This is a genomic window from Labrenzia sp. THAF35 (assembly GCF_009363595.1).
GTDB lineage: Bacteria > Pseudomonadota > Alphaproteobacteria > Rhizobiales > Stappiaceae > Roseibium > Roseibium algicola.
The window spans coordinates 5,750,866-5,768,549 of sequence record NZ_CP045380.1 but is presented as its reverse complement, the minus strand read 5'-3'; the positions used below and the strand labels follow the sequence as shown (position 1 = coordinate 5,768,549).

Below are 17,684 nucleotides of genomic sequence, written 5' to 3'. Positions count from 1 at the left end.
CGATATGAAATTTGTTTCCAAGGCGCTTGTCGCGGTAGCGGCAGCAGCAACCCTTATGTCCGGCGTGGCGCTGACCGGCGCGGCAATGGCCCAGGACAAAGGCTCCATCGGCATCGCCATGCCGACGAAATCTTCGGCACGCTGGATCTCCGACGGCAATTCCATGGTCGAGCAGTTCACCGAAGCCGGCTATGAAGCAGACCTGCAGTACGCAGAAGATGATATTCCGAACCAGCTCGCCCAGATCGAAAACATGATCACCAAGGGTGTGGACGTTCTGGTGATCGCAGCCATCGACGGCACCACGCTTTCCAACGCTCTTGAAAATGCGGCCGCATCCGGCATCAAGGTCATCGCCTACGACCGCCTGATCCGTGACAGTGGCGACGTCGACTATTACGCGACTTTCGACAACTTCAAGGTCGGCGTGCAGCAGGCAACGTCTCTCGTGAACGGCTTGAAAGAGCGGTTCGGCGACGGCCCTTACAATGTTGAACTCTTTGGCGGTTCTCCGGACGATAACAACGCCTACTTCTTCTACGACGGTGCGATGTCCGTTCTGCAGCCGCTGATCGACGATGGCACGATCGTCATCCAGTCCGGCCAGATGGGCATGGATACCGTCGGTACGCTGCGTTGGGACGGTGCAGTTGCGCAGTCTCGCATGGATAACCTGTTGTCCGCTCACTACACCGACAAGCAGCTGCACGGCGCTCTCAGCCCGTATGACGGCCTGTCCATCGGCATCCTGTCCTCGCTCAAGGGTGTCGGCTACGGTTCCGGCGATCTGAAGATGCCGATCGTCACCGGTCAGGACGCCGAAGTCCCGTCTGTGAAGTCGATCCTGGCCGGCGAGCAGTACTCGACCGTTTTCAAGGATACCCGTGAACTTGCCCGTGTCACTGTCGGCATGGTTGATGCCCTGCTGGGTGGCGGCGAGCCGGAAATCAACGACACCACCACCTACGACAACGGTGTGAAGGTTGTTCCGTCCTACCTGCTGGAGCCGGTTTCCGTCGACGCCAGCAACTGGGAAGAGATCCTGATCGGCAGCGGTTACTACACTGCAGACCAGGTCAAATAAGAACGACAACACCCCGGAGCATCCTGCGTTCAACCGAGCGCACACCGGATGCTCCGCCACTTTGGACGTGATCAGCTTCAGGAGGATCGATCCCATCCGATTGATCTTCCGCTGGTCCGGCAGCACTTACCACCCATCGACACGGCAATTCCGCTCTTCCTCGCAGTCCTGGGAGAGCGGAATGGACCCGGACCCTGATTGTCCGGCTCGGTGGGTGGGTCTTTCCTCGGAATTCGGAGAACGGGGTCGATGGCACTCCTTTCCATGCAGAACATCAGCAAGACCTTTCCCGGCGTGAAGGCGCTGGACCGGGTCAATCTGGATGTCCAGAAGGGCGAAATTCACGCCGTCGTCGGCGAGAATGGCGCAGGCAAATCCACACTGATGAAGGTTCTGTCCGGCGTCTATCCGCACGGTCAATATGACGGCGAGATTGTTTTTGAAGGCGAACCGGCCCGGTTCTCCGGCATATCGGACAGTGAAAAGCAGGGCATCATCATCATTCACCAGGAACTTGCCCTGGTGCCGCAGCTTTCGATTGCCGAAAACATCTTCCTGGGCAACGAATGCGCCAGCAAGGGCGTGATCGACTGGCGGAAAACCAACCAGCGGACAGAAGAACTGCTCGCCAAGGTCGGTCTTTCGGAACCCCCGACGACCAAGGTCGATTCCATCGGCGTCGGCAAGCAGCAGCTTGTCGAAATCGCCAAGGCCCTGTCGAAGGACGTCAAGCTGTTGATCCTGGACGAGCCGACCGCGGCACTGCAGGAAAACGACAGCCGCAAGCTGCTTGATCTCATGCTGGAACTCAAGGCGCAGGGCGTCACCAGCATCATCATCTCGCACAAGCTCAACGAAGTCCGATATGTCGCGGACAGCGTTACGGTGATCCGTGACGGCATGACCGTGTCGAACCTCGACGCCAAGGCAGGCCTGAGCGAGGACGATATCGTCCGCGACATGGTCGGCCGGGACATGACACACCGGTTCCCGGAGCACAGCCGAACCCCGGGCGATATCCTGATGGAAGTCACGGACTGGTCCGTCTGGCATCCCGAGCATTCCGAACGGCGTGTGATCAAGAACGCTTCCTTCAATGTCCGGGCAGGCGAGGTCGTCGGCATTGCCGGGCTGATGGGATCGGGCCGGACCGAACTGGCGATGTCCATCTTCGGCCGGTCCTATGGCCGTAACATCAGCGGATCGGTGAAGCTCAAGGGCCAGCCGATTGATGTCAGCACCGTGGACCGGGCAATTGCAGCCGGCATCTCCTACGTCACTGAAGACCGCAAGGCCCTCGGGCTGGTTCTGGACGAGACGATCCGGTTCAACACGACGCTTGCCAACCTGAACGGCGTTTCCTCCGGGCCCATCCTCAAGCGCAACGAGGAAACCCGCGTTGCCGAGAGATACCGGGAAGCGCTGGCGATCCGCACGCCGTCGGTGTTTCAGAAAACGGTCAACCTTTCCGGAGGCAATCAGCAGAAGGTGGTGTTGGCCAAATGGCTGTTCACCGCGCCGGAAGTGCTGATCCTGGACGAGCCGACCCGCGGCATCGACGTCGGCGCCAAATATGAAATCTACACCATCATCAACGACCTCGCCGCGCAGGGCAAAGGCGTGGTCATGATCTCGTCGGAAATGCCGGAACTGCTCGGCATGTGCGACCGGGTCTACGTCATGAACGAAGGGGCTCTCGTCGGTGAACTTGCCGCCGGCGATGCGAGCCAGGAGCGCATCATGTCGCTCATTGTCAACGAGTGAGAGAAAAACCCATGGAACTGGCTGATAGCGACACCAATGCGACGCCGGTCGTGAAGACCAAGGGCATCGGCGAGTATATCTCCTCGCATTTGCGGCAATACGGACTGCTGTTCGCGCTGATTGCGGTGATGGCCTTCTTCGAGGTGGTTACCGACGGCACGCTGCTGCGTGCAGTAAACATCACCAACCTGCTGCTGCAGAACTCCTACATCATCATCATGGCGCTCGGCATGCTGATCGTCATCGTCTCGGGCAACATCGACCTGTCGGTCGGTTCGGTGATGGGCTTCATCGGGGCGCTCGCCGCTGTCATGATCGTCAACTACGGTCAATCGCCGTACATCACGATGATCGTCTGCCTGGCCATCGGCGGACTGATCGGCGCGGCCCAGGGGTATTGGGTCGCCTATTGGAAAATACCGTCCTTCATTGTGACGCTGGCAGGCATGCTGGTCTTCCGCGGTCTGTCGCTCTGGCTTCTCGAAGGTCAATCGGTTGGGCCGTTCCCGAAGGAATTCCAGATCATTGCCACCGGGTTCGTACCGGACATGTTTCCGGCCGGCATGGGGGAAGCACTGGCGGATCTCTTCGGTGCTCGCAAGGTCAATGTTCTTGCGCTCGCAACCGGTGTCGTGGCCGCAGCCCTTGTGGTCTGGATCGGCATGCGTCAGCGGGCACAGAACAAGGCCTACGGCATCGAGGATGAGCCGACGAGCTTCTTCATCGCCCGCAACGTGATCATTGCTGCCGCACTGGTGTTCGTGATGTTCAAGCTGTCCCTGTTCCGCGGCCTGCCGAATGTGCTCATCACCATGGGCGTCCTGACGATCATCTATGCCTTCATCACCGAAACGACGACGGTCGGCCGCCGGATCTACGCACTCGGCGGCAACCAGAAGGCTGCCAAACTGTCCGGTATCAAGACCGAACGACTGACCTTCCTGGCCTTCACGAACATGGGCGTTCTGGCTGCTGCCGCGGGTCTCGTATTCGCTGCACGTCTCAACACCGCAACGCCCAAGGCCGGCTTCGCATTGGAACTGGACGTGATTGCGGCCGTCTTCATCGGCGGGGCGTCCATGTCCGGCGGGGTCGGCACCATCATTGGCGCGGTCGTCGGAGCCTTCCTCATGGGCGTGCTCAACAACGGCATGTCGATCATGGGCATCGGTATCGACTATCAGCAGATGATCAAGGGCCTCGTGCTGCTCGCAGCCGTAATTTTCGACGTCTACAACAAGAACAAGCAGGGGTAACGCTATGCTGATTTCCCAGATCCTGGATGATGCCGGCAAACGTGCCGTGGTCGTCCGCAATGGCAGCGAAGCTTCTGTCCTGAAGGGAGTTGCCTCTACCTACGAGCTGGTTCAGGAAGCCATCGCAAAGGGCCAGAGCCTGACCGAATGTATCCGAGGACATGAACTCGGCGCGGCGGTCGACCTGGAACAGCTGGCCTCTGAAGGCCGTTTGCTGCTGCCGATCGACCACCCGGACGCAGCTCATATGCATCTGACCGGCACGGGGCTGACGCACCTGGGGTCCGCGGCAACTCGTGACGCCATGCACGCCAAGGCGAAGAACGACGATGCCAACGTCACGGACAGCATGAAGATGTTCCAGCTTGGCCTTGAAGGCGGTCGTCCGCAGCCGGGCCATGTCGGTGTCCAGCCGGAATGGTTCTACAAGGGCAACGGATCCTGCGCGGTTGCGCCGGGCGGTGATCTTGTCAGTCCCGGTTTCTGCGAGGATGGCGGCGAGGAACCGGAGATTGCTGGGGTATATGTTATTGCCGAAGACGGAACGCCGTTCCGCGTCGGCTTCGCGCTCGCTAACGAGTTCTCCGATCACGTGATGGAGCGCCAGAACTATCTGTACCTGGCACATTCCAAACTGCGTCCGGCCTCCTTCGGGCCGGAACTGATGGTCGGTCCGCTTCCGGAGAAGGTTGAAGGCACCAGCCGGATCTATCGTGACGGCGCAGTGCTTTGGGAAAAGCCATTCCTGTCGGGTGAAGGCAACATGTCCCACACGCTGGCGAACCTGGAACACCATCATTTCAAGTATGACGTTTTCCGCCAGCCGGGCGATCTGCACGTGCACATGTTCGGCACGGCAACGCTTTCCTTCGCCGATGGCATTGGCTGCCGGGAAGGGGACGAGGTCGAGATTTCCGCGCCGGGGTTCGGCGTTCCCCTGAAAAACCGCTTGGCTTTCAAGGCTGCGGAAGCCGGGGCGGCTCAAGTGAAGGTTCTTTAGATCATGGCATTCAAACCGGCGAAATGGCCGCGCAAACTGCGGTCGACCGAATGGTTCGGCGGCACCAGCCGTGACCACATCTATCACCGCAGCTGGATGAAGAACCAGGGTCTGCCGGACGACCTCTTCGATGGTCGCCCGGTTATTGGTATCTGCAACACCTGGTCCCAGCTCACGCCCTGCAACGCGCATCTGCGCGATCTGGCGGAGCGCGTCAAACACGGGATCTACGAGGCCGGCGGCTTTCCGGTGGAGTTCCCCGTGTTCTCGACCGGCGAAAGCACGCTGCGTCCAACGGCAATGATGTTCCGCAATCTTGCCAGCATGGATGTGGAAGAAGCGATCCGGGGCACGCCCCTGGATGGCGTCGTCTTGCTTGTCGGCTGCGACAAGACCACGCCCTCTCTGCTGATGGGCGCAGCCTCTGTCGATATTCCGGCAATTGTCGTCACCGGCGGCCCGATGCTGAATGGCTGGTTCCAGGGAGAACGGGTCGGCTCCGGTACGCACCTCTGGAAATTCTCCGAGGCGGTGAAGGCTGGGGAAATGACCCAGGAGGAGTTTCTGGAGGCCGAGGCCGCCATGAGCCGGTCCCCAGGCAGCTGCAACACCATGGGCACGGCATCCACCATGGCCTCTATGGCAGAGGCGCTCGGCATGGCACTGTCCGGCAATGCGGCGATCCCGGCTGTCGACAGCCGCCGCCGGGTGATCGCGCATCTCTCCGGCCGGCGGATCGTGCAGATGGTGAAGGACGATCTGAAACCGTCCGACATCCTGACCCGCGAAGCGTTTGAGAATGCGATCCGCACCAATGGTGCCATCGGCGGGTCGACGAATGCGGTCATCCATCTGCTGGCTATCGCCGGCCGTGTCGGCATAGACCTCTCGCTCGATGATTGGGACAAGGCAGGCCGGGACATCCCGACCATCGTCAACTTGATGCCGTCCGGCAAATACCTGATGGAAGAGTTCTTCTATGCCGGTGGTCTGCCGGTGGTGATCAAGCGCCTCGGCGAGGCGGGCATGCTCAACAAGGACGCCATCACCGTTTCCGGCGAGACCATGTGGGACCAGGTCAAGGATGTGAAGAACTGGAACGAGGATGTCATCCTGCCGGCGGAAAAGGCGCTGACCAGCCAGGGTGGTATCGCGGTTCTGAAGGGCAACCTTGCACCCAATGGCGCTGTCCTGAAACCGTCTGCCGCGTCGCCGCATTTGATGCAGCACAAGGGCAGGGCGGTGGTCTTTGAGGATATCGACGACTACAAGGCCAAGATCAACGACGGTGCCCTCGACATCGACGAGACCTGCGTCATGGTGCTGAAGAACTGCGGCCCCAAGGGGTACCCGGGCATGTCGGAAGTCGGCAACATGGGCTTACCGCCCAAGGTGCTGAAGAAAGGCATTACCGACATGGTCCGCATTTCGGATGCGCGCATGTCCGGCACGGCTTATGGCACCGTTGTCCTGCATACCTCTCCGGAGGCTGCTGCCGGAGGTCCTTTGGCTGTGGTGAAAGACGGCGACATGATCGAACTGGATGTTGCGAACCGATCAATCCATCTCGACATTTCCGAACAGGAATTGTCCGCACGGCTTGCAGCATGGAAGCCGTCGCACCATGTTCCGGACAGCGGCTACGCCCGCCTGTTCCATGACCACGTCCAGGGTGCCGACACCGGCGCTGATTTCGACTTCCTGAAAGGCTGCCGCGGTTCCGCCGTGCCGAAGGATTCACATTGATGGCAGAAAAACTGGCGCTGGTGGGCATCGGCAAGATTGCCCGCGATCAGCACATACCGGCAATTGCCGGTAATCCGGACTGGCAGCTGGAGGCGGCGGTCAGCCGTCACGCCGGCGTTGACGGGATCGATCACTTCCAGACGATCGACGAGCTTCTGGAAAAGCGGTCGGACATCACCACGGTCTCGCTCGCCATTCCACCGCAACCTCGGTTCGAGTATGCGGCCAAGGCCTTGAAGGCCGGCAAGCATGTGATGCTGGAAAAGCCGCCGGGTCAGAGCCTTGCCGAATGCTATGCGCTGGAGGCACTTGCAAGGGAACACGGGGTGACGTTGTTCGCCACCTGGCACTCCCGCTATGCCGATAGCGTACCGGCGCTGAAGGCATTCCTTGCCGAACGCACGTTGAAACGGCTCAAGATCACCTGGAAGGAAGACGTTCGCCGTTGGCATCCCGGCCAGGAATGGATCTGGGAGCCGGGTGGCATGGGGGTCTTCGATCCAGGTATCAATGCGCTCTCGATCCTGACCGAGGTTCTTCCTTATCCGGTTCACCTCACCGGTGCGACGCTGGAGTTTCCGGAGAACCGGGCAACGCCGATTGCCGCCGGGCTGACCTTCGCAGATCCGGTTGGCGCGGAAATGTCCGCCGATTTCGACTGGCGTCAGGAAGGGCCCCAGACATGGGACATCGACGTTGAAACCGACCGGGGCGCCGCAAAGCTGTCACTTGGCGGTGAGAAGCTGGAAATCGACGGTGAGCCCGTTATACAGGGGGCGAACCATGAATATGCCAACCTCTACGTCCGTATGGCGGATCTGGTGAAATCGGGCACGAGCGACGTCGATCTCTCGCCGATGATCCATGTGTGCGACGCCTTTTCTCTCGGGCGGCGCGTCATCACTGATCCGTTCGAATTCTGATCCATCTTCAAAACCAGAAGGTTTGACATGACTTTTATGCCTCACGGAAAGCAGCTTGTTGCAGGGCAATGGGTTGCCGGCGATGCAACATTCACCTCCGAACCTGCGCATGGCGCGTCTCACGCTTTTTCCGTCGGTACCGCCGACCAGGTGGACGCGGCCTGCCGCGCAGCGGAAGAAGCCTTCTGGAGCTATGGCTATTCCAGCAGTGAAGAGCGGGCAAAATTTCTCAATGCCATTGCAGACGAGATTGAAGCCCGTGCGGACGCCATCACCGAGATCGGCACGTCCGAAACCGGTTTGCCGGAAGCGCGTCTTCAGGGCGAGCGTGGTCGCACCACCGGCCAGTTGCGCCTGTTTGCCTCGCATATTCTGAAAGGCGATTATCTCGACAAGCGTCACGACGAAGCCCTGCCGGACCGTCAGCCTCTGCCGCGCCCGGACCTGAAGCTGGTCCAGCGCCCGATCGGGCCGGTCGCGGTCTTCGGTGCTTCCAACTTCCCGCTGGCATTCTCGACCGCCGGTGGTGATACGGCATCGGCTCTGGCTGCCGGCTGCCCCGTAGTCGTCCGTGGCCACCCGGCCCATCCGGGCACCGGTGAGATTGTCGCCGAGGCGATCGCCGCAGCCATCAAGTCCTGCGGCCTGCATCCGGGTGTCTTCTCCTTCATCCAGGGCAATGGTTTCGAGGTTGGCCAGGCGCTTGTTCAGCACCCGCTGATCACCGCCGTCGGTTTCACTGGCTCCCTGCGTGGCGGCCGTGCCCTGTTCGACATGTGCGCACAGCGCCCGGTGCCGATCCCGTTCTTTGGTGAGCTTGGTTCGGTCAACCCGATGTTCCTGCTGCCGGCGGCGCTCTCCGCTCGCGGCGAGGCAATTGCAAAGGGCTGGGCCGGATCGCTGACAATGGGTGCTGGCCAGTTCTGCACCAACCCCGGCGTTATCCTGGTGCTCGAAGGTCCGGATGCGGACGCCTTCGTTGCGACAGCAACAGAAGCCCTCGGCGGCATTGGCAAGCAGACCATGCTGACAGACGGAATCGCGGCCGCCTACCGGTCCGGTTCCAAGCGGGTTGCCGCTTCCAGCGGTGTCCGCGAATTGATCGGCACGTCCTGCGAGACCCGTGAAGCCGCACCTTACGTCTTCGAGACAACCGGCGACAACTGGCTGGCCAACGAGGAACTGGGTGAAGAAGTCTTCGGCCCGCTCGGCATCGTGATCCGCGTGAAGGATGAAGCACAGCTTCTGGAAATCGCCAAGGGCCTGGAAGGCCAGCTCACCTGCACGTTGCAGATGGATGCAGGCGACAAGGACCTTGCCCGCAAGCTGATGCCGGTGCTGGAGCGCAAGGCAGGCCGTGTGCTTGCCAATGGCTTCCCGACCGGTGTGGAAGTTGCCGACAGCATGGTTCACGGCGGGCCTTACCCGGCATCGACCAACTTCGGCGCCACCTCCGTCGGCACAATGGCGATCCGGCGCTTCCTGCGCCCGGTCTGCTACCAGAACCTGCCGGACGACCTGCTGCCGGCCAGCTGAGCCGGGTGGGCGATCAAATGACGACCTCATCCTGAGGAGGACCTTCAGGTCCGTCTCGAAGGATGGGCACCTTGCTCTGAACAAGTGGCCCATCCTTCGAGACGCGCACAAGTGCGCTCCTCAGGATGAGGCGTTTTTTCAAGTTTGAAGCCTCAGATATTCAGTTCGATCTTCCGGCCGGCCAGGATGACGGCGACCATGGCGTCATGAGCGGCCTTCGCGTCCCCGGCCTTGATGGCCGTGACGATGGCGCGGTGACGCTCGACGAACTCGTATGTTTCCTGGTCGTTGCGCTCGTTGGCCTCGGCAATGAAGAGGGAGTAGAGCGCGGCCTGAACGAGATCTCCAAGTGACTGCAGGAAGCGATTGCCGGAGAGCTTCAGGATCATTTTGTGAAACTCCAGATCGGCCACGGCCACGGCGGCCCTGTCCTTGCCGGTGGCAAGGTTGTCGCAGAGTTTGGACAGGGTCACGCATTCCGCATCGGTTGCGCGCTTGGCGGCGCTGCCTGCTGCCGCCGGTTCGAAGATCAGGCGGATCTCGAACAGGTCTTCCAGAAACGGACGCTGGTTGTTGAGCGCGGCGTGCCAGCGCAGGACGTCCGGATCGAACATGTTCCATTCGGATGCGGGCCGGACATGGGTTCCAACCTTGGCTTTTGACTGGATCAGGCCTTTTGCGATCAGCGTCTTCTTCGCTTCCCGCACCACCGTGCGCGAGACGTCGAACATTTCCGAAATGTCCGGGTCCAGGGGGATCATCGTTTCCGGCGGGTACTCACCTGCAACGATGGCTCTTCCCAGTTGCTCGACAACCTGATCGGTATGGTTTCCGATCTGGCTTCCCAACCCGCCGGTGGCGACGAAGGTCATGATTGCGCGGCGAACTCTGTCGCTGGTTTTCTGCGCAGTGTCGTTGCCCAAGTGAGTCCCTTCTGAAGCAAGATGAAGCCGAAGAGCAAACCGCCGATCACGATCTTTGTCCACCAGCTCGAAAGCGTTCCGTCGAACACGATAAAGGTTTGTATCAACCCCATGATCAAAATGCCAAAGAATGTGCCTGCGACAAAACCAGTGCCGCCGGTAAGCAATGTGCCGCCGATCACCACTGCCGCGATGGCGTCGAGTTCGACCCCTACCGTCGCCAGTGAATAGCCGGCGGACGTGTAGAGAGAGAAGATGATCCCGGCAAGTCCGGCAAGGCCGCCTGACGTTGCGTAGATGCCGATGGTGGTCCTTGCCAGGGGAACGCCCATCAGCCGGGCAGTCGACAGCCCGCCGCCAAGTGCATAGACATTCTGGCCGAAGCGGGTGCGGTGGGCGACGATGATGCCGACGAGGAAGGTCAGCAGCATGATCATGCCGGTGAGCCGGAAACGTCCGCCGCCCGGAGCCTTCCAGTAAAGCGACTGCAGTGTGTCGTAGAACTCATGGGTGATCGGTACGCTGTCGGTCGACAGTACATAGGCCGCGCCGCGGGCCAGGAACATGCCTGCCAGCGTGACGATGAAGGGCGGCATCTCCAGATAATGGATCATCGCCCCCATCGCCGCACCGAAGGAAATGGTGATCGCCAGTACCAGGACAAAGGCGACCAGCGGATGGATCGAGGTATCCCTCAGGATCACAGCCAGAAAGACGCCGGTAAAGGCGATCACCGAGCCGACCGAAAGATCGATGCCCCCCGAAAGGATCACGAAGGTCATGCCGACGGCGGCTATTCCAAGAAAGGCGTTGTCTGTCAGGAGGTTCGCGACGACCCGTGTCGACAGCATCGCCGGGTATTGCGACGCGCACAGCGTATAGGCCAGCACGAAAGTCGCGATGGTGATCAGAAGCGGCAGATGAGTGGAGCGGATCATTGCGGGCTTTCTTTCGCTTCCTTGATGGGGTCGGACGGCTGGGGCTCCGCGGAAGCCCGCAAGATGTAAAGCGCGTGTTTCACGGTCGGAGACTGGATAACCAGGATCGCGATGATGATCAGTGCCTTGATGACCAGGTTGAATTCAGGCGGCATGCCGGACAGAAGGATCACCGAATTGACCGACTGGATGATCAGGGCTCCGAGCAGCGACGCCATGATCGAGAAACGCCCGCCAAGCAGCGAGTTGCCACCAATCACCACCGCCAGGATGGCATCAAGTTCCAGCCAGAGACCGGCATTGTTGGCATCTGCCCCCTTGATATCCGCCGCGACGATAACGCCGGCCAGTGCCGCGCAGACACCGGAAATCAGATAGACAGAGATGATCAGCACGCGGCTGTTGATGCCCGCAAGGCGCGAAGAGCTCTCGTTGATGCCGATTGCCTCGATCAGCATGCCAAGCGCTGTCTTGCGGACCACTGCCGCAACCGCGAGCCCGAGCCCGATCCAGATCAGGATCGGGGTCGGAATGCCCAGGATCGTGCCGGCGCCCAGGTGGATGAGCCCAGGATCCAGGAAAGTCAGGATCGTTCCTTCCGTCACCAGCTGGGCAATGCCCCGGCCGGCGACCATCAGCACAAGCGTTGCGACGATCGGCTGAATGCGCAGGACAGCAACCAGCACGCCGTTCCACAGGCCGCAGATCGCACCGACGGCAAGCGCACCGGTAAGGGCGACGTGCCAGCCATGTCCATCCACGGCAAGGGAAGCGGCAACCGCACCGGCAATTGCCATGACGGCGCCAACCGACAGATCGATGCCTCTGGTCGCGATGACCAGTGTCATGCCGATGCACAGAAGGGCGGTTGGCGCGCCACGATTGAGCACGTCAATCAGATTGCCGAAGAGGCGCCCGTTCTGGAATTCTATCCGGAAGAAATCCGGGAATACCATGAAGTTCAACATCAGAACGGCAGCCAGGATGATCAGCTGCGGGGTGATCCGCCGGAGGGTGTTGTGAACATGTGCGGTCATCAAACGGCCTCCGCCATGGGTTCGTCGGCAATGGCCGCGACAATGTTGGAAGTCGTGATGTCGTCACCGGCAAGTTCGCATACCTGACGCCGGTCACGCAGCACGATCACCCGGGTGGAATAGGCGACGAGTTCTTCCAGCTCGGACGAGGCCACAAGAAGCGCCATGCCGTCTTCGCGCAGTTTCTCGATAAGGGCGATGATTTCCGCGTGGGCGCCGACGTCGATGCCGCGTGTCGGTTCATCCAGGATCAGGAAGGCCGGATTGGTCGCCAGCCATCTTGCCAGCAGTGCCTTCTGCTGATTGCCGCCAGAAAGCAGGCGGATCGGCATGTCCAGGCTGGCGAGGCGAATGTCGAGGGCCTTCACATAGGCTTCCGCCAGTTCATTGACCTTTGCTTTCGGTAGTGGCCGGAACCAGCCCTGTCGGGCCTGCAGAGCCAGAATGATATTCTCCCGCACGGAAAGATCGCCGACGATACCGTCGCTCTTCCGGTCTTCCGGACAGAGCGCAAACCGGTGCGCGACGGCCTCACGCGGGTTCTTGATGGCGACTTTCTTGCCTTCCAGCAGCGCTTCGCCCTGGTCAGCCTGCACGGCGCCAAAGATGATTTCGGCAGTTTCCGTACGTCCGGACCCTAGAAGCCCGGCAAGGCCGACGACTTCGCCCTTGCGCACGGTCAGGTCAAACGGCGTGATCATGCCGCGTTTGCCGAAGTTCGTCAGCTCTATCAATGTGTCACCGGTTGCCGACGGGGCGCGGTCGTGAATGCGATCTTCCAGCTGCCGGCCGAGCATCAGCGTCACGATCTCGGTCTGGGTTGCGTCTGCAAGCTGACGGGTGCCAACCACCCGGCCGTTTCTCAGCACCGTTGCCCGGTCGGAGATCTCGAACACCTGGTCGAGGAAATGCGTGATGAAGACAACGGCAAGGCCACGCGCCTTCAGTTTTTCAATGACGGAAAAAACAAGGTCGACCTCATCCCGGTCGAGGCTGGCTGTCGGTTCGTCAAGGATCAGAACCTTGCCGGAAAGCTCGACGGCACGGGCAATCGCGACCACCTGTTGTACGGCGACGGAATAGGCCGACAGCGGTTCGGCCGGATTGACGGAAAGGCCGAATTCGGCAAGCAGGTCCCGCGCCATCTTCATCATCTTGCGCTGGGAAATGAACCCGTGCCACATCGGCTGGCGGCCGAGAAAAAGGTTCTCTGCAACAGTCAGGTTCGGCAGCAGGTTCACTTCCTGGTAGACGGTGCCGATACCCAGTTTCTGGCTGTCCTGAGTGCTGTTGGGCGAGATTTCCTGGCTGTTCAGGAGGATGGTGCCGGCATCGCGCCGATAGGCACCGGTCAGGCATTTGATCAGGGTGGATTTTCCGGCCCCGTTTTCGCCGAGCAGCGCATGCACTTCACCCGGATAAAGGGTCAGGTCCACTGCATCCAGCGCTATGGCTCCCGGAAAGAATTTGGATATGCCCCGGCATTCGAGCACAGGGTCGGTTACGCTCGCCATGTATCGGCTTCCCCCGAAGTCGGACTTCCTGAACCTTGAGATGCCGGGCGGCAGGCCGCCCGGCATCGGGATCGTTCTTAGTATCCCAGGTCTTTCTTCATCTCGTAGATGGCCATGTTATCATCTTTGAGCGTGTAGAGTTTGGACTCGGTCTGGATCCACTTCGGCGGCATCGTGCCATCCGCAAGGTAGGCTTCAAGCGCGTCCAGCGCCGGGCCTGCCATGTTCGGGGTCAGTTCGATCGTGGCGTTGGCTTCGCCGTTTGCCATCGCCAGGTGGATGTCCGGAACACTGTCGATCGAGACGATCTTGATGTCTTCACCCGGCTTCAGGCCGGCTTCCTTGATCGCCTGGATAGCGCCGACGGCCATGTCGTCGTTGTGGGCATAAAGGGCACAGATGTTGGCGCCGCCAACAGCCTTCAGGAAGCTTTCCATGACGACCTTGCCCTGGCTGCGGGTGAAGTCGCCGGTCTGGCTGCGGACAATGTTCAGATTGTCATGGCCGGAAATCGCCTGCTCGAAGCCCTTCTTGCGATCGATGGCGGGGCTGGAACCGGTTGTTCCCTGAAGTTCGACGATGTCGCACTTCTCGCCGGCAGTTTCATCAACCAGCCACTGGCCGGCGACGCTGCCTTCATGAACCAGATCCGACGTGACGGCGGTCATGTAGAGATCTTCCGGTGCGTCGACAGTTCGGTCAAGCAGCACGACCGGGATCTCGGCATCCTTGGCTTCTTCCAGGACTTCGTCCCAACCGGTGGCAACCACAGGAGCGAGCAGGATCGCATCGACACCCTGTGCGATGAAGGACCGGATCGCCTTGATCTGGTTTTCCTGCTTCTGCTGGGCATCGGCAAATTTCAGATCAATGCCGCGCTTTTCAGCTTCCTGCTTGGTGACAGTTGTTTCAGCTGCACGCCAACCGGATTCAGATCCGATCTGCGAAAAACCGATGGTCAGATCGGCAGCCATGGCGGTCATCGGGACAAACGACATTGCCCCGGCAATAAGCATTGCCTTGAGTTTCATAGGGTCTCCTCCACAAGGTATATTCTCCTCACAAAAATCATTAAGTAATACTTTATTACTTTTGTAAAGCGAGTAGCGTTGTGCGGTGCGAACGGGATGAGTAAGTATCTGTAATAATGAAAAAAATTAAGATCTGGATTGCCTCTTTCCCTCATCGTTTCCGGGCCTGATCCGGCAATCCACGCCGATGCGGGGCCATTTCCGGGAGGCTTGACGAAGGTCAGGAAGAGGCATGGAAACCACTGTTGAGCCATGGCGCGACGAGGAAGGGATGAGGCTCATCATTGGTCCTTCCGGTCCAAGTCAAGTTCCAGGGTCCAGCACACACCTCCGTGTGGAATCGTCGAGAGCGGCAAGGATGTTGTTCTGTGGCCCCGCTTTCTCAAGGGAACGTGCCCTGAAAACGACAAAAGCCCGGGCAGCAGAGCCCGGGCTTCGTGAAGTGCGACATAGGCAAGACTATCCGTCCAGCTTCACCCAGGCAGCGTTTTTCGCCGAAGAGCGGACACAGGCGTCTACAAAGCGCACGCCGGCAAGTCCGTCCGTGATTCCCGGAACCAGAGAGCTGGCGTCCTTGCCGGACTGGTGGGCACGGATGGCGTCGGCAGCGTCCTTGTAGAGGTTGGCGAAGCCTTCCAGATAGCCTTCCGGATGTCCTGGCGGCACACGGGTGGCCGAGGCGATGCTGTCGAGCATGCCGGCACCGCCCCGGGTCAGCAGCTGCTTCGGCTTTCCGAAAGGTGTGTAGTGGAGATAGTTCGGGTCTTCCTGGTGCCACTCGAGCCCGGCCTTGTCGCCATAGATCCGGATCTTGAGATTGTTCTCGTTGCCCGGTGCCACCTGCGAACACCACAGCATGCCGCGCGCGCCGCTGGCGTAGCGCAGCATCACGTGGCCGTTGTCATCCACCTGACGGCCCGTAACGAAGGACTGCAGGTCTGCAGCAAGGCTTTCCGCCGACTGGCCTGTGATGAAGCAGGCAAGATTATAGGCATGAGTGCCGATATCGCCCGTGGATCCGCCAAGACCCGTACGTGCCGGGTCTGTACGCCAATCAGCCTGCTTGTTGTGCTGTTCCACCGTCAGCCAGTCCTGGGGATACTCCACCTGAACGACGCGGATCGTGCCGAGGTCGCCACTGGCCACCATCTCGCGCGCCTGCCGAACCATCGGATAACCGGTGTAGTTGTGCGTCAGGAAGAAGAGGGCATCGGAGCTTTCCGCAGCCTTCACGAATTTCTTGGCATCGGCCAGGGTTGAAGTCAGAGGCTTGTCGCAGATGACATGGATCCCGCGTTTCAGGAATTCCTTCGCCGCCGGATAGTGCATGTGGTTCGGCGTCACGATGGCAACGGCTTCTATGCCGTCTTTCAGCCGGGCTTCGCGCTTGGCCATTTCCTCGAAAGAGCCATAGATGCGATCTTCCTTGAGGCCGAGCGCTCGGCCAGATTCAAGCGCTTTCTCCGGGGTGGAAGACAGGGCGCCCGCCACCAGGTCGTAGGCGCCGTCGATGCGTGCGGCAATTCGGTGAACGGCGCCGATAAAGGCATCCTTGCCGCCGCCGACCATGCCGAGCCGGATCGGGCGCGTCTGCACGGTGTCTTTTCCTTCGATGGCCATATCGCTCCTCCTGAAACTGTTTCTGTTCTATCGTGCCGCGCGCTGTAATCGATTACACGCGTTGTTTACATACATAGAAACCTCATGCTGAGGAAGCGCGGATGCGCTTTTTCGAGGGAGGGGCCACTTGTTTTCAAGATTGCAGCCCACCCTTCGAAACGGACCGGGCGGTCCTCCTCATGACGAGAGTGAGAGGTGGCGAGCGTCGTCGCCGACCCGTCCAATTGTTGCCTCGTCGAAGTCAAAACTCTAGTTGATCCCGAGCATTTTCCGGTTGGCTGCCTCGTCACTGCCGCCGTCGGCGAAATCGTCAAAGGCCTTTTCGGTCACGCGGATGATGTGAGCCTTCACGAAGTCCGCGCCTTCCCGGGCCCCGTCTTCAGGGTGCTTCAGGCAGCATTCCCACTCAACCACGGCCCAGCCATCGAAATCATTCGCGGCCATCTTGGAAAAGACGGCTCCGAAATCGACCTGACCATCGCCAAGGGAGCGGAAGCGTCCGGCGCGGTCGACCCACGACTGGTAGCCGCCATAAACACCCTGACGTCCGGTCGGGTTGAACTCGGCATCCTTGACGTGGAACATGCCGATCCGGTCCTTGTAGATGTCGATATTGTCCAGATAATCCAGGCACTGCAGCACATAGTGGGACGGATCGTAGAGCATCTTGCAGCGGTCGTGACCGTTGACGCGCTCCAGGAACATCTCGAAGGTGATGCCGTCATGCAGATCCTCACCCGGGTGAATTTCGTAACAGACATCAACCCCCATTTCCTCGGCATAATCGAGGATCGGACGCCAGCGTCTGGCAAGTTCGTCAAATGCGGTTTCGATCAGTCCGGCAGGACGCTGCGGCCACGGATAGACATAGGGCCAGGCAAGCGCGCCGGAAAAGGTGGCGTGGGCTGAAATGCCGAGATTGCGGCTTGCGGCCAGGGCCAGTTTGACCTGGTCGACCGCCCAGGCCTGACGGGCGGCAGGATTGCCATGGACATGCGGCGCGGCAAAGCCGTCGAAAGCCGTGTCATAGGCCGGGTGCACGGCAACGAGCTGGCCCTGCAAGTGGGTTGAAAGCTCGGTGATCTCGACACCGTTCTCGCGCGCTGTCCCAATGAATTCGTCGCAATAGGTCTTGGAACTGGCTGCCTTTTCAAGGTCGATCAGCCTGCTGTCCCAACTGGGTACCTGAACGCCAAGATAGCCGCAATCCGCGGCCCATTTCGTGATCGATGCCCAGGAATTGAACGGCGCTTCGTCCCCCGCAAACTGGGCGAGAAACAACGCCGGACCCTTTATGGTTTTCATGACATTC

14 protein-coding genes are annotated in these 17,684 nt (G+C 60.2%); 7 read left to right on the top strand and 7 right to left on the bottom strand.

Going from position 1 to position 17,684, the window contains the following annotated elements; translation table 11 throughout:
• The first annotated feature begins 4 nt into the window (after positions 1 to 4).
• The 7 genes from chvE (at position 5) to FIU93_RS26455 (ending at position 9,309) form a co-directional block, all read left to right on the top strand.
• Entirely contained in the window at positions 5 to 1,084 is a 1,080-nt protein-coding gene (chvE, locus tag FIU93_RS26485; RefSeq protein WP_022999981.1) for a multiple monosaccharide ABC transporter substrate-binding protein, read from the top strand.
• A 249-nt stretch (positions 1,085 to 1,333) separates the two neighbouring features.
• Complete coding sequence (gene mmsA, locus FIU93_RS26480) at positions 1,334 to 2,848, top strand: multiple monosaccharide ABC transporter ATP-binding protein (RefSeq protein WP_152507230.1); 1,515 nt, start codon at positions 1,334 to 1,336, stop codon at positions 2,846 to 2,848.
• A gap of 11 nt (positions 2,849 to 2,859) precedes the next feature.
• Positions 2,860 to 4,104 (top strand): multiple monosaccharide ABC transporter permease, encoded by a 1,245-nt coding sequence (gene mmsB / locus FIU93_RS26475; RefSeq protein WP_022999983.1) that lies wholly within the window; start codon positions 2,860 to 2,862, stop codon positions 4,102 to 4,104.
• Positions 4,105 to 4,108: 4 nt separating this feature from the next.
• A complete protein-coding gene (gene araD1 / locus FIU93_RS26470; protein WP_022999984.1) occupies positions 4,109 to 5,104 on the top strand; it encodes an AraD1 family protein in 996 nt (331 codons plus the stop codon).
• Positions 5,105 to 5,107: 3 nt separating this feature from the next.
• On the top strand, positions 5,108 to 6,850 hold the full coding sequence (gene araD / locus FIU93_RS26465; protein ID WP_152507229.1) for an L-arabinonate dehydratase: 1,743 nt from the start codon (positions 5,108 to 5,110) through the stop codon (positions 6,848 to 6,850).
• Positions 6,850 to 7,773, top strand: a complete 924-nt coding sequence (locus FIU93_RS26460; RefSeq protein ID WP_152507228.1) for a Gfo/Idh/MocA family oxidoreductase — start codon at positions 6,850 to 6,852, stop codon at positions 7,771 to 7,773. The genes araD and FIU93_RS26460 overlap by 1 nt, the downstream gene beginning before the upstream one ends.
• Before the next feature lie 27 nt (positions 7,774 to 7,800).
• Positions 7,801 to 9,309: an aldehyde dehydrogenase (NADP(+)) gene (locus FIU93_RS26455; protein WP_152507227.1), complete on the top strand. Its 1,509-nt coding sequence runs from the start codon at positions 7,801 to 7,803 to the stop codon at positions 9,307 to 9,309.
• A gap of 152 nt (positions 9,310 to 9,461) precedes the next feature.
• Here FIU93_RS26455 and FIU93_RS26450 read toward each other — a convergent pair whose 3' ends face one another.
• The 7 genes from FIU93_RS26450 to FIU93_RS26420 all read right to left on the bottom strand — a co-directional run bounded on the left by FIU93_RS26450 (position 9,462) and on the right by FIU93_RS26420 (position 17,677).
• The gene (locus tag FIU93_RS26450; RefSeq protein ID WP_055658466.1) at positions 9,462 to 10,181 is read right to left on the bottom strand and encodes a FadR/GntR family transcriptional regulator; all 720 of its coding nucleotides are present in this window, start codon (positions 10,179 to 10,181) and stop codon (positions 9,462 to 9,464) included.
• Entirely contained in the window at positions 10,178 to 11,167 is a 990-nt protein-coding gene (yjfF, locus tag FIU93_RS26445) for a galactofuranose ABC transporter, permease protein YjfF (RefSeq protein WP_055659490.1), read from the bottom strand. The genes FIU93_RS26450 and yjfF overlap by 4 nt, the downstream gene beginning before the upstream one ends.
• Positions 11,167 to 12,207, bottom strand: a complete 1,041-nt coding sequence (locus tag FIU93_RS26440) for an ABC transporter permease (protein ID WP_055658468.1) — start codon at positions 12,205 to 12,207, stop codon at positions 11,167 to 11,169. The genes yjfF and FIU93_RS26440 overlap by 1 nt, the downstream gene beginning before the upstream one ends.
• Positions 12,207 to 13,721 (bottom strand): sugar ABC transporter ATP-binding protein, encoded by a 1,515-nt coding sequence (locus FIU93_RS26435; RefSeq protein ID WP_152507226.1) that lies wholly within the window; start codon positions 13,719 to 13,721, stop codon positions 12,207 to 12,209. Before FIU93_RS26435 ends, FIU93_RS26440 begins: the two co-directional genes overlap by 1 nt.
• Positions 13,722 to 13,798: 77 nt before the next feature.
• Positions 13,799 to 14,752, bottom strand: a complete 954-nt coding sequence (gene ytfQ / locus FIU93_RS26430; RefSeq protein ID WP_022999992.1) for a galactofuranose ABC transporter, galactofuranose-binding protein YtfQ — start codon at positions 14,750 to 14,752, stop codon at positions 13,799 to 13,801.
• Between the two features lie 459 nt (positions 14,753 to 15,211).
• Positions 15,212 to 16,372: a Gfo/Idh/MocA family oxidoreductase gene (locus FIU93_RS26425; RefSeq protein WP_152507225.1), complete on the bottom strand. Its 1,161-nt coding sequence runs from the start codon at positions 16,370 to 16,372 to the stop codon at positions 15,212 to 15,214.
• Between the two features lie 249 nt (positions 16,373 to 16,621).
• Complete coding sequence (locus FIU93_RS26420) at positions 16,622 to 17,677, bottom strand: sugar phosphate isomerase/epimerase (RefSeq protein ID WP_022999994.1); 1,056 nt, start codon at positions 17,675 to 17,677, stop codon at positions 16,622 to 16,624.
• Positions 17,678 to 17,684 lie beyond the last annotated feature (7 nt).

Bases quoted from the DNA above. Each gene is read 5' to 3' on its own strand.
- FIU93_RS26460 (WP_152507228.1), top strand. From the start codon at position 6,850: ATGGCAGAAAAACTGGCGCTGGTGGGCATCGGCAAGATTGCCCGCGAT.
- FIU93_RS26425 (WP_152507225.1), bottom strand. From the start codon at position 16,372: ATGGCCATCGAAGGAAAAGACACCGTGCAGACGCGCCCGATCCGGCTC.
- FIU93_RS26440 (WP_055658468.1), bottom strand. From the start codon at position 12,207: ATGACCGCACATGTTCACAACACCCTCCGGCGGATCACCCCGCAGCTG.
- ytfQ (WP_022999992.1), bottom strand. From the start codon at position 14,752: ATGAAACTCAAGGCAATGCTTATTGCCGGGGCAATGTCGTTTGTCCCG.
- mmsB (WP_022999983.1), top strand. From the start codon at position 2,860: ATGGAACTGGCTGATAGCGACACCAATGCGACGCCGGTCGTGAAGACC.
- araD (WP_152507229.1), top strand. From the start codon at position 5,108: ATGGCATTCAAACCGGCGAAATGGCCGCGCAAACTGCGGTCGACCGAA.
- mmsA (WP_152507230.1), top strand. From the start codon at position 1,334: ATGGCACTCCTTTCCATGCAGAACATCAGCAAGACCTTTCCCGGCGTG.
- chvE (WP_022999981.1), top strand. From the start codon at position 5: ATGAAATTTGTTTCCAAGGCGCTTGTCGCGGTAGCGGCAGCAGCAACC.
- FIU93_RS26455 (WP_152507227.1), top strand. From the start codon at position 7,801: ATGACTTTTATGCCTCACGGAAAGCAGCTTGTTGCAGGGCAATGGGTT.
- FIU93_RS26420 (WP_022999994.1), bottom strand. From the start codon at position 17,677: ATGAAAACCATAAAGGGTCCGGCGTTGTTTCTCGCCCAGTTTGCGGGG.
- araD1 (WP_022999984.1), top strand. From the start codon at position 4,109: ATGCTGATTTCCCAGATCCTGGATGATGCCGGCAAACGTGCCGTGGTC.
- FIU93_RS26435 (WP_152507226.1), bottom strand. From the start codon at position 13,721: ATGGCGAGCGTAACCGACCCTGTGCTCGAATGCCGGGGCATATCCAAA.
- FIU93_RS26450 (WP_055658466.1), bottom strand. From the start codon at position 10,181: ATGACCTTCGTCGCCACCGGCGGGTTGGGAAGCCAGATCGGAAACCAT.